At 48.0% G+C, this 12,487-nt stretch carries 11 protein-coding genes; 5 read left to right on the top strand and 6 right to left on the bottom strand.

From position 1 onward, the window contains the following. The first annotated feature begins 1 nt into the window (after position 1). A complete protein-coding gene (locus tag WA325_RS09275; RefSeq protein ID WP_227598482.1) occupies positions 2-1,303 on the top strand; it encodes a pyrimidine-nucleoside phosphorylase in 1,302 nt (433 codons plus the stop codon). 42 nt (positions 1,304-1,345) lie between these two features. Here WA325_RS09275 and WA325_RS09270 read toward each other — a convergent pair whose 3' ends face one another. The 6 genes from WA325_RS09270 to hutP form a co-directional block, all read right to left on the bottom strand. Continuing rightward, positions 1,346-2,773, bottom strand: coding sequence for an amino acid permease (locus tag WA325_RS09270; RefSeq protein ID WP_336183514.1), 1,428 nt, complete (start codon positions 2,771-2,773; stop codon positions 1,346-1,348). 76 nt (positions 2,774-2,849) lie between these two features. Next, positions 2,850-3,809, bottom strand: coding sequence for a formimidoylglutamase (gene hutG / locus WA325_RS09265; protein WP_336183513.1), 960 nt, complete (start codon positions 3,807-3,809; stop codon positions 2,850-2,852). Next, entirely contained in the window at positions 3,802-5,067 is a 1,266-nt protein-coding gene (hutI, locus tag WA325_RS09260) for an imidazolonepropionase (RefSeq protein WP_336183512.1), read from the bottom strand. The genes hutG and hutI overlap by 8 nt, the downstream gene beginning before the upstream one ends. Before the next feature lie 12 nt (positions 5,068-5,079). After that, entirely contained in the window at positions 5,080-6,738 is a 1,659-nt protein-coding gene (gene hutU, locus WA325_RS09255) for a urocanate hydratase (RefSeq protein WP_202853170.1), read from the bottom strand. Beyond that, positions 6,735-8,261: a histidine ammonia-lyase gene (gene hutH / locus WA325_RS09250; RefSeq protein ID WP_101865013.1), complete on the bottom strand. Its 1,527-nt coding sequence runs from the start codon at positions 8,259-8,261 to the stop codon at positions 6,735-6,737. The genes hutU and hutH overlap by 4 nt, the downstream gene beginning before the upstream one ends. A gap of 112 nt (positions 8,262-8,373) precedes the next feature. Beyond that, a complete protein-coding gene (hutP, locus tag WA325_RS09245) occupies positions 8,374-8,820 on the bottom strand; it encodes a hut operon transcriptional regulator HutP (protein ID WP_127696305.1) in 447 nt (148 codons plus the stop codon). A 227-nt stretch (positions 8,821-9,047) separates the two neighbouring features. On the opposite strand from hutP, the gene WA325_RS09240 reads away from it, so the two are divergent. From WA325_RS09240 to WA325_RS09225, 4 genes are all read left to right on the top strand, one after another. Then, a complete protein-coding gene (locus tag WA325_RS09240; RefSeq protein WP_326326589.1) occupies positions 9,048-10,037 on the top strand; it encodes a Gfo/Idh/MocA family protein in 990 nt (329 codons plus the stop codon). 69 nt (positions 10,038-10,106) lie between these two features. Further along, a complete protein-coding gene (locus tag WA325_RS09235; protein ID WP_336183511.1) occupies positions 10,107-11,525 on the top strand; it encodes a glycoside hydrolase family 43 protein in 1,419 nt (472 codons plus the stop codon). A gap of 306 nt (positions 11,526-11,831) precedes the next feature. Continuing rightward, positions 11,832-12,194, top strand: a complete 363-nt coding sequence (locus WA325_RS09230; RefSeq protein ID WP_336183510.1) for a YwqH-like family protein — start codon at positions 11,832-11,834, stop codon at positions 12,192-12,194. A gap of 14 nt (positions 12,195-12,208) precedes the next feature. Next, positions 12,209-12,478, top strand: a complete 270-nt coding sequence (locus tag WA325_RS09225; RefSeq protein ID WP_336183509.1) for a YwqI/YxiC family protein — start codon at positions 12,209-12,211, stop codon at positions 12,476-12,478. Positions 12,479-12,487 lie beyond the last annotated feature (9 nt).

Genomic DNA, 12,487 nt, shown 5'->3' with positions numbered 1-12,487 from the left:
AATGAGAATGGTAGATATTATCATCAAAAAACAAAACGGAAAAGAACTCACCACAGAAGAAATCCAGTTTTTCGTGAACGGCTATACGGACGGAAGCATTCCTGATTATCAGGCAAGCGCGCTTGCCATGGCGATTTTCTTCCAGGATATGAGTGATCGTGAACGGGCGGACTTAACAATGGCTATGGTGAACTCCGGTGAAACGATTGATCTTTCTGCCATCGAAGGAATTAAAGTGGATAAACATTCAACCGGCGGTGTCGGCGACACGACAACACTCGTGCTTGCACCGCTTGTCGCGGCTCTTGATGTGCCGGTTGCCAAAATGTCCGGCCGCGGCCTCGGCCATACAGGCGGAACAATTGATAAATTAGAGGCGATCGACGGGTTTCACGTGGAACTGTCAAAGGAAGAATTTATTAAGCTTGTGAACCGCGACAAGGTTGCCGTCATTGGCCAAAGCGGCAACTTAACGCCGGCGGATAAAAAACTGTACGCCCTGCGAGATGTAACGGGTACGGTGAATTCCATCCCGCTTATCGCTAGCTCCATTATGAGCAAAAAAATCGCTGCCGGAGCAGACGCGATCGTGCTTGACGTGAAAACGGGAGCGGGCGCCTTCATGAAAACAGAGGAAGATGCGGCTGAACTCGCGAAAGCAATGGTACGAATCGGCAACAAGGTTGGCCGCCAAACGATGGCTGTCATCTCCGACATGTCCCAGCCGCTCGGCTTTGCGATCGGAAATGCGCTTGAAGTGAAAGAAGCGATTGACACGCTCAAAGGCGAAGGCCCTGAAGACCTGCACGAGCTTGTCTTAACACTCGGCAGCCAGATGGTCGTGCTTGCGAAAAAAGCAGGTACATTAGACGAAGCAAGAGCAAAGCTTGAAGAGGTCATGAAAAACGGCAAAGCGCTTGAGAAATTCAAAGATTTCTTGAAAAACCAAGGCGGTGACAGCTCGATTGTTGATGATCCGTCTAAGCTTCCGCAAGCGGCTTATCACATTGATGTGCCAGCCAAAGAAGCGGGTGTCATCTCCGAAATTGTCGCAGACGAAATCGGCGTCGCAGCCATGCTGTTAGGTGCCGGACGCGCCACAAAAGAAGACGAAATCGATTTAGCCGTCGGCATCATGCTCCGCAAAAAGGTCGGCGACAAGGTTGAAAAAGGCGAACCTCTCGTTACGCTCTATGCCAACCGGGAAAATGTCGATGAAGTCATCGCGAAAGTATATGACAATATCCGTATCGCAGCGGAGGCGAAGGCACCGAAGCTGATTCATACGTTAATTACAGAATAAAAATAAAGCACATCCCATCCTGAGTGGGGTGTGCTGTTTTGATTAAAGGATGTGATCAACCTGATATTCCTCTTGTCCGATTTTTTTTGCTTTCGTAAGATTTCTTCTGAAATAGTAGATGAGATAGCATAGAATGATACAAGGAATTCCGCAGAAGAGAGCGATTCTTTGATTGGGATCAAAAGCGAGACCGATACAAGAAGCTGAACATAATAAAAGAGCGGCTATAGGCATAAGAGGATAAAGCGGTGTGCGAAATGTCAGATCTTTTACATTCCCCCCTTTTTTAAGAAATCTCTTTCGGAACAAGAGTTGAGACAGCGCAATGCTCATCCAGACCACGACCCCTGCAAATCCAGCAATCGCTACCATCACCACATAAACAGTTCCAGGCGCCACAATACTGGAAACGAGAGATAAACAAGATACAGCCATACTGATGATTAAGGCATTGAGTGGAATGCCTTTAGATGTGACTTTTTTAAAACGAGAGCTGATCATGTTTTCATTTGCTAACGACCACAGCATACGGGTTGAGGCATATAGGCCTGAATTGGCAACGGACAGCAAGGCTGTTAATATAACAAAATTCATAATATCTGCGGCGTACGGGATTCCGATTTCTGCAAATACTGCTACAAAGGGGCTTTCAATTACTCCTGCTTCTTTCCATGAAATCAGTCCGGATAATACGAAGACGGCACCGATGAAAAAAATGACTGTCCGCCATGCGACATTACGGATGGAGCGCGGAATATCCTTTTGAGGATTTGCGGATTCTCCTGCTGTGACTCCGATTAATTCTGTTCCGGAAAAGGCAAAACTCACAGATATCATGGCGATAAATACAGCGAGAAAGCCGTTCGGAAACAATCCTCCATGACCTGTGAAATTTGAAAACATAGGGGCATCAGCCGTCCCGTTTAAAGAGATCAAGCCAAACATGGCGGCGCCTCCTAAAATGATAAATAAAATGATGGTGACAATCTTCACGCTCGAAAACCAAAATTCAGTTTCCGCAAATAATTTGACTGAAAATGCGTTGCATACGAAAAGGAGAGCTGCAAAAATCGCACTCCACATCCATACGCTGCTGTCAGGAAACCAGCGCTGCATGAGAATACCGGATGCGGTAAACTCTGAACCTACCGTCACCACCCAATTCACCCAGTACATGATGCCGACCATAAAACCGGTAGATGGCCCGATAAATGTTGTGGCGTATTTTTGAAAGGAACCGGTCACCGGCATGGCGACCGACAATTCACCGAGACATTGCATGACGAGGTACATCATCAATCCGCCGATTACATAAGCGAGTATTGTACCGCCGGGACCGGCTTGGCTGAGCGTATAGCCCGTACTGAGGAAAAGTCCTGTTCCGATGACGCCTCCCAATGAAATCATAAATAAGTGCCTGCTTTTCATTGTCCGTTTTAGCTGATGGCCGCTTTTCTCTTGAAGACCCACCGTTTCGTCCTCCTTTTAGCTGCCGTTGATCAGGCAGATGAGTTTTCTTGTAACCAAAATACAACCTGCCGGAAGATCACTTGAATCGGGAGCGTTTCATTCCTTTTAATGCGTGTAACAGAACGTGAGCTGCGGCTCTGCTTGTCATATCTCGAAAATCGAGGGTGGGATCAACTTCAACGATTTCGATCCCTGCGACATTGGGCTCTTGTGCGATGTACTTGATTGCTTCGAGTAATTCGTCTGTATAGAGGCCGCCCGGGCCAATCGCTGGACAGCCGGGTGCATGGGACTGATCTAAGACATCCATATCAACAGATATGAAAATGAAGTCTGTTCTTGTTTGAACGGCAGGCAGGATCTCTTTAATGGTCGGGATCAGTCCTTTTTCACGAATCATTCCCATCGTGCGGATGTCCACGTGATGATTTTTCGCGTATGTTTCATAAGCCAAGCTGTTGCTGAATTCTCTGATACCCAGTTGAATCAAATGCTGGCCTTCTATGATCTCTTCATCCAAAAGGCGGCGGAAGGGGGTGCCGTTTGTCGGCCCTCCGTCCTCCGTGTTCCGCACATCATGATGGGCATCAAATTGAATAACGGCTGTCGTTCCTTTCGTTTGCGCAATCGCTTTTATGGTGGAGTAGCTGATGGAGTTATCTCCCCCAAGTATGAGCGGTACCCAATCTGGGTGATCTGAAAGCAGAGCATGCATGGTTTGGAAGATTTGATCATGTGATTTCACGATATCAGTCACATGAATATCGACATCCCCCAGATCATAAAGAAAATCTGATACGACATGTTCTCCAAGCTCCGCAGAATAAGCAGATGAATGCTTTAGAGCCTGGCGGATTGTTCCGGGGGCAAAGGAAGCGCCGGAATGACTGATGGATGATTTTGACAGGGGGGCACCTATCAGCGCCGGCCCCTTAATGCCTTGGCCATCCCATTTTTCTATCAGATCGCTCATTTTCGTTACATCCCGGTCTTTAAACGATGAACCGGCCTCTCTGAGAAAAGGGTAATTATCCAAGAATGGCTCCCTCCCTGTTGACAACAATTGTTCCGTTTTTCATGACTTGATGTACATGATTGACGCCGTAGTGATACGGAATATACATGTAATTCGAGGCTTGCCAAATGACAAGATCTGCTGAGCGGCCAGCTTTAAGCTGCCCTGCTTCTTCTCCTTTCCCTATGGCATATGCGGCATTGACAGTGACCGCGTGCCATATTTCTTCTGCGGTCATTTTCAGATGAAGCGCGGCAATCGACATGATCAGCTGAATATTTTCAGTTGGGGAGCTGCCCGGGTTAAAGTCCGTTGCCAGGCTCACACGTACACCCGCATCAATCATGTCTCTTGCCCTGGCATATGTGTGTTTGCCGAGATAAAATGTCGTGCCCGGCAAGAGGACGGCGATGGTTCCTGATTCAGCCATTTGCTGTATGCCTTCATCAGAGGCGCCCACCAAATGATCGGCTGAGACAGCTCTTAGCTCAGCCGCTAATTCAGCTCCTCCAAGAGGATCAATTTCATCAGCGTGGATTTTTAATCCGAATCCCGCCTCAGCTGCTTTTTGTAAATAACGGCGGGATTGACTGACTGTAAAAACGCCTGTTTCTGTAAAAATATCTGCAAAGGCTGCGAGCTCTTCCTCTTTTATTTCTGGCAAGAGATCCAGCATGCGATCTAAAAATTCATCGGGGCTGTCCTTATCTTCAGGAGGAATGGCATGAGCTCCCATGAAAGTGGAGACAAGGTCAATGGGCTGGCTCTCATGCAGTTTTTTCACGACACGCAATTGTTTCAGCTCTGTATCTTTATCTAAGCCGTAGCCGCTCTTCACTTCAGCCGTGGTCGTGCCGTATGACAGCATTCTTTGCAGATGAAAACGGCCTTTTTGCAGCAGCTCTTCTTCTGAGGCGGCCCGGGTATCTTTGACAGTGGACAAAATACCGCCGCCCTGCGCCAGAATATCTAAATAGGAGATGCCCTGAAGCTTTAGATTCATCTCCTTTTCCCGAGATCCGCCAAATACAAGATGGGTATGCGGATCGACGAGGCCCGGCGTTACAAGCCGTCCCGAACAGTCAATGATGTCGTCTGCCTCGTAATCGGCTTCAGCCCCTTTTTTTCCCGCGAACACAATCTTCTGTTCGTGGATTCCGACAACAGCGTCTTCGATCACATGAAGATCCTGCATGCTTTTGCCCGCGCGCGGGCCGCTGCTTTCCATCGTCAAAAGCTGACCGATGTTGATGAGAATCGTATCAATTTGTTTCGGCATGTTATCACTCCCTTATTTTTGCATCGGCACGATAATGTCCTGCTTCTTCGCTACTTCAACGGCACGTTCATAACCCGCATCCGCATGGCGGATAATGCCCATCCCCGGATCGCTCGTTAAGACCCTGGCGAGCCGTTCGTCAGCCAGCTCACTTCCATCGGCAACTGCGACCATACCGGCATGCAGGGAATAGCCCATTCCGACGCCGCCGCCATGGTGGAAGGAAACCCAGCTTGCCCCCGCCGCCGTGTTGACAAGCGCATTTAGCACAGCCCAATCGCCGACAGCGTCACTTCCGTCTATCATCGCTTCAGTTTCCCGGTTTGGAGAGGCGACAGACCCGCAGTCCAAATGATCTCTCCCAATCACGACAGGCGCTTTTAGCTCCCCGTTTCGGACCAATTCGTTAATGGCAAGGCCCATCTTTTTTCGTTCTCCATATCCAAGCCAGCAAATGCGGGACGGCAAGCCTTGGAACGTGACTTTTTCCTGTGCCATATCGATCCAGCGGTGAAGGGCCTTGTTTGCCGGGAACAGTTCTTTTAATAACGCATCCGTACGGTAAATATCTGCCGGATCACCGGAAAGTGCCGCCCAGCGGAATGGTCCTTTTCCTTCACAGAATAAGGGACGGATATAAGCAGGGACAAATCCCGGAAAATCAAAGGCATTCTCCAGGCCTTCATCTTTAGCAACTTGCCGGATGTTGTTGCCGTAGTCAAATACAACTGAGCCCTTTTGTTGAAATGCCAGCATGGCTTCCACATGTTTTTTCATGCTTTGTTTCGCAAGGCGCACATAAAGGTCTGGATTGTCTTGGCGCAAGCGATCGGCTTCATCAAGTGAATAGCCCTCGGGAACGTAACCGATTAATGGGTCATGGGCAGACGTCTGATCGGTGACGATATCAATGGTGACGCCGCGGTTCAGAAGGGTATGGTGAACCTCTGCCGCATTTCCGAGAAGAGCGATGGAGAGAGGTTTTCCTGCCAGCTTTGCCTCTTCAGCCCACGCTAAGGCTTCCTCAATCGACGCTGTTTTACGGTCACAGTATTTTGTTTCAATTCGTTTGTCGATTCGTTTTTCATCAACCTCGACGGCAATCACAACTCCGTCATTCATCGTGACAGACAGCGGCTGGGCGCCTCCCATTCCGCCGAGACCTGCTGTCAGCGTCAATGTCCCTTTTAAGGTTCCTCCGAAATGCTGTCTCGCGAGCTCAGCGAAGGTTTCATACGTTCCTTGCAATATGCCTTGTGAGCCAATGTAAATCCAGCTGCCAGCTGTCATTTGCCCGTACATCATTAACCCTTTTTTCTCAAGCTCGTGGAAATGCTCCCAGTTCGCCCACTTTGGAACAAGAACAGAGTTTGCTAAAAGCACGCGCGGTGCCTGCTGGTGCGTACGGAACATGCCAACGGGCTTTCCGGATTGCACGAGCAATGTCTCATCATGTTTTAGTGTTTTCAGAGAATGCTCAATGGCGCGAAATGCATCCCAATCCCGAGCGGCTTTGCCAATCCCGCCGTATACGATTAGGTCCTCGGGCTTCTCGGCGACATCTGGATCAAGGTTGTTGCGAAGCATCCGAAGCACCGCCTCTTGTTCCCACCCTAAGCATTCAAGCTCTGTCCCCCGGTTGGCACGGATTGATTTTTTTACATCAGTCATATGTTCATCCCCCTCAATTCTTCGTTCTGTTGATATGGTAATAAAGATTCCTTCTTCAGCCAGGCAGTCAAGCGTTCGATGTCATAGGAAAATACGCGGTCCTGCTGAATAGACGGCACGACTTTTCTCATTTCTTGAAAAAGCTGTTTGGTATAGGACGCTGCATGTTCTATGCCTCTGTATTCAACAGCCTGCAATGCGCAAATTGCTTCAATCGCAATGACTCTCCTTGTATTTGCGATCACTTGATAAGCATGCCGCGCGGCGATGGTTCCCATGCTGACATGGTCTTCTTGGTTGGCGGATGACGGAATAGAATCCACACTTGCGGGATGGGCCAGTGTTTTATTTTCAGAAACAAGCGAGGCAGCGGCATACTGCATGATCATTGCACCGGATTGCAGACCGGGATGAGGGCTTAGGAATGGCGGCAGGTCATTCAGCTGCGGGTTCACAAGGCGCTCGATCCTGCGCTCTGCGATATTCGCAAGCTCTGATACTGCGATTTTTAGAAAATCCATGGCAAAGGCGATCGGCTGCCCGTGAAAGTTTCCGCCAGAAATGACTTTGTCACCATCATTGAAAATAAGAGGATTGTCCGTAGCTGCATTCATCTCAATCTCTAATTTTTCTTTCACGTAGCCTAACGTCTGCCAGGTCGCACCGTGCACTTGCGGAATACAGCGCAATGAATAGGCATCCTGGACCCGCAGTTCTCCTTGAGAGGTCGTCAGGCTGCTGTCAGATAGATAAAAACGGATTCGTTCTGCGACATCGATCTGCTCCTGATAGCCGCGGGCGGAGTGAATATCCTCGTCAAACGCATCGATAATCCCGCGGAGCCCTTCAATCGTTAAGCTGGCAATGCGCTCTGTTTGATAGGCTAGTTTTTCCGCTTCAATGTATGCAACCACACCCATAGCAGTCATGGCCTGAGTCCCATTAATCAAGGCAAGCCCTTCCTTGGATGTCAGCGCTACCGGCTGAATGCCGGCTTTTTTCAAGCCTTTCATTGCCGGCATCCTTTCTCCCTCAAAAAAGACTTCTCCTTGCCCGATCAGCGCAAGCGCCAGATGGGAGAGCGGCGCCAGATCTCCGCTTGCACCAAGTGATCCCTGCTGGGGAATGACAGGATGGACACGTTTATTTAAAAAAGCAAGCAATTGCTCAATCAGCTCAGCACGCACACCGGAAAACCCTTTTAACAGCGCATTGGCGCGCAAAAGCAGCATTGCCCTGGAAACACACTCAGGAAAAGGATCGCCGACTCCGCAGGCATGAGAAAGAATTAAATTCAGCTGCAGCGCCGCCGAGTCTTCCTTCTGAATCAGGACATCACTGAATTTGCCAAATCCGGTGGTAATGCCGTATATTGTCTTTTCTTCGTGAACAATCCGCTCCACTGCCGCTCTGCTTTTTTTCACACGCTCCATACTTTCTTCGGAAGCCGCTGTCTCTTCAAAATCAAACAGCACTCGCGCGACGTCGGCTGTTGTCAATGAAGAACCGTCTAATGTCACCATAAACCCAACTCCTTTGTCTTTACTTTGATAAAGCGCCCATACAAAAAGGGGCTATGCTGTGAAATTCTGATTTCACGCATAGCCCCCTATCGTCTAAGATCTATGGGCTGTTTCATATGTGATTAATTCCAACGCCGAATGTTTCATGCTCAAGTCCTTTAATCGGCGCCCCGATTGTTCCGTAAAGCGAGACAGCAATCCAATCGCCTTCCGCTTCACTTTCATAAGGATTTCCCCTCAAAACGGCGAACCTCAGGCCAACCGTCCGAAGCAGTGATCCAAGCAGCATTTCACCTCTGGTCACGCCATGCAAGGCCTCCATCGTCGCATGATAAAGCGCATGTGACTCACGGTAACCCTCAGATTGAATGACCCCGCTCTTTTTGGAAGCGGTTTCAATTGCGGCTACTACTTTATGCGCGTCCATTGATCCTACCTTGCCGAGACAGACCTTCCATCCATCTCGCTCCAGCTCCTCGACCTGTGAACGTTCCTCAGCTTCATGAAGCAGCAGAAGAACAGACAGCCGGCCAATACGGCGCTCTTTGTGCAGTGTCATATGAATCACTCAATTCCTAAAAATTCTGATAACTATTAACTGAGTATTATATTAATTGTTTCAGCAATAGAAGTCAAAAGGTTTTTTACAGTCTTTAACAAGTTAGATTGGTATTGTGATATCGTGACGCAGAAATCTAGCACATTGCACACCATAGCCAGACAGGTGTGCGGGCGGCTGCTGTCGTACTCTAGATATGAGTTCAAATAGAAGGGGAGCGAAGTGCAGTGAAGAGCTTACATTGGGGAATCATCGGCCTTGGCGCAATCGCCTCAGATTTCGCCAAAGCGCTGAGAGAAGTAAACGGAACGGTCTATGCTGCAGGGTCACGAAGCTTGGATAAAGCCAAGGTGTTCGCCAAGGAGCATCATGTCGAAAAAGCCTATGGCAGCTACGAAGAACTGCTGCTAGATGAGAATGTTGATATTGTCTACATTGCCACTCCGCATTCAAACCACTATGAATATATGATGAAAAGCCTTCAGCATCACATGCATGTTCTTTGTGAGAAAGCCATTACCGTCAATGCGAGACAGCTAAAGGAGATCATCGGTTTGGCTAAAGAAAAACAGCTTATTGTATCTGAAGCGATGACCATCTACCATATGCCGCTGTATAAAAAACTCCGGGAGATCGTAAAGGCCGGTCGCATCGGGCCCCTTAAAATGGTTCAAGTCTCCTTTGGAACGTGCAAGCCATACGACGTCACAAACCGGTTCTTTAATCAGGAACTGGCTGGCGGCGCACTCTTAGACACAGGAGCCTATGCGCTCTCGTTCGCAAGATATTTTCTCACGAGCCAGCCGAATGAGATCCTCAGCACGGCCAAGCCGGCTGATACAGGTGTAGACGAGCAGTCAGGCATCATCCTAAAAAACACCGACAATGAAATGGCCGTCATATCGCTGACCATGCGCGCAAAAATGCCAAAAAGAGGCGTAGTCGCTGGAGAAAACGGCTTTATCACAGTCGACGATTTTACAAGGCCGGACAAAGCACTCATTACGTACGCCAATGGAAAAACAGAGATGATTGAAGAAGGAGAAACCGCAAAAGGGTTGAACTATGAAGTAGAGGATATGCAAAATGCAGTCCTGCATCAAACAGGCAGCCAAACCATCAGTCTCTCCCTGGATGTCATGAGCATCATGGACAATGTAAGACAACAGTGGGGAATCACCTACCCGTTTGAATATGAAAACATCCGGCCTTCCTAAAGGGCCGGTGTTCCTTCATAAAATGTAAGCACTTAAAAATTTAATAAAAAAGAGAGGCGAACTGTACAGATGTTCAACCGATTGTTTCGTGTATGTTTTCTTGCTGCTCTTCTCACGGCTTTCACCCTTCCAAACGCTATCCATGCACAAAAGGCAGAAAAACCCGTCTTTAAAGAAGTCAGCGTCCATGATCCTTCCATCATTGAGACGAACGGCACCTTTTACGTTTTCGGATCTCATTTAGCTTCAGCGAAAACAAATGACCTCATTCAATGGCAGCAGCTGACTGGCAGTGTCAGCAACAATAACCCTCTTATTCCCAATGTCTATGAAGAATTAAAAGATACCTTCGAATGGGCGCAATCCGATACCCTGTGGGCGGCTGATGTCGCGCAGCTGGCGGACGGCAAATACTATATGTACTACAATGCCTGCCGCGGTGACTCACCAAGATCCGCCATGGGAGTGGCCGTCGCTGACAACATCGAAGGACCCTATAAAAACAAAGGCCTCTTTTTGAAATCAGGCATGGAAGGCACAAGCAATGACGGAACACCGTATGACGCAACAAAACACCCGAACGTCGTAGACCCGCACACCTTTTTTGATAAAAACGGCAAGCTGTGGATGGTGTACGGTTCATATTCAGGCGGCATTTTCATCCTGGAAATGAATCCGAAAACTGGCTTCCCGCTCCCTGGACAGGGGTACGGCAAAAAACTGCTCGGCGGCAACCACAGCAGAATCGAAGGCCCATATATCCTCTACAATCCAGACACCAACTACTACTACTTATACCTATCATATGGCGGTCTAGACGCAACAGGCGGCTACAACATCCGTGTCGCCCGCTCCAAAAAACCAGATGGCCCGTATTATGATGCAGAGGGCAATCCAATGATTGATGTCAAAGGCAAAGAAGGCACATTCTTCGATGACCGCTCCATTGAGCCGTACGGCGTCAAACTCATGGGCAGCTATTCATTTGAAACAGAAACTGAAAAAGGAGCCGGATACGTCTCACCGGGCCACAACTCAGCCTATTATGACAAAAAAACCGGCCGTTCTTATTTAATCTTCCACACCCGCTTTCCGGGAAGAGGTGAAGAACACGAAGTCAGAGTCCACCAAATGTTCATGAACAAAGACGGCTGGCCGGTAGCAGCGCCATATCGATACGCAGGTGAAACCTTGAAAAAAGTAAAACAAAAGGACATCACAGGAACATACAAACTCATCCAGCACGGAAAAGACATCTCAGCCGACATCAAAAAAACCATCAACATTCAGCTTAACCAAGACCACACCATTTCCGGGGAAATGACCGGAACGTGGAAGAAAACTGGAGATGATACAGCCGACATCACGCTAGCCGGCAAGACGTATAATGGCGTATTTTTACACCAGTGGGATTCGGTGAGAGAGAAGAATGTGATGACATTTAGTGTGTTGAATGGCAGCGGTGAGGCTGTATGGGGATCTAAATAAGATAGAGAAGGCGCCTTCGTAGGAAGGCGTTTTTTATCGTCTTTATTGACTATAAGCAATAGTCCAACGGAAGAAAAAAATAGAATGATAAATGAGGTTAAAGACCTAAATGAAAAGTCCTCCTTGTGCTTATTATCCCCGCTATAAAATTGCAGATATCGAATTTATAGCAATTTAGAACCGGTGTAACTCTTTTCAAGACAAACCCTTTTGCCTATTTATCCAATATGACCCATCATGTAATATGAAAATAGTCTGTATTGTAAAGAATTTACACAGTTTGATAGAAACACGAGGTGTTGCGGCATGCATAGTGAAATGTTGTTACATTCGGTAAAAGCCGACTTACATGAAAAACAGGAACAGATCCATCAGTTAAAACGAGTGCTGCACGAAGTCAGACAAATCAAACACGAATTTTCCGAGGCCCAGCATCTCATTCACCGGCCTCATCTTAACCGGGAGGCATGGAGAGGAACACATGCTGAGCGGTTTGAAGATATTCGTGAAGGAATGAACAAAGCATATCGTCAAATCAAAAGCGAACAGGTCAGCGGAATCATCGAAAGCATAGAAGGAAAAATCCACTCATTAGAGGGCGATGTGTATTCCATAAGACGCCAAATCACGAGAATAGAGCATGAAATAGAGAAGGAAAAACATAAATAGTGAGGTGAGCACAATTGGCACAGGAAATCAAAATGGTCTATGGCACAGTGAAGCAAGGGCTTTCTCAGCTCAAGAATTCAGCTGCACTCAAGTCCTCCTTGCCAGGCCATATCTCAGGCAGAAACCATTTAAACGTTGTAAAGTCCATCGAGCAATTAAATGAGGACATCAAAGAGCTCACTGAAGCATATGCGTCCGTTCTGGCCAAGCATATCGCACAAACGGAAAGCGCGGTAAACGCCATGAAGGAAACGGACGAAAACATATCATCTTCCATGAAATAAAGCGCGGGA

The organism is Bacillus sp. 205(2023), from assembly GCF_037027485.1.
GTDB lineage: Bacteria > Bacillota > Bacilli > Bacillales > Bacillaceae > Bacillus > Bacillus halotolerans.
Note: the sequence above shows the minus strand (reverse complement) of the source record. Positions and strands in the feature narration are given on the sequence as shown.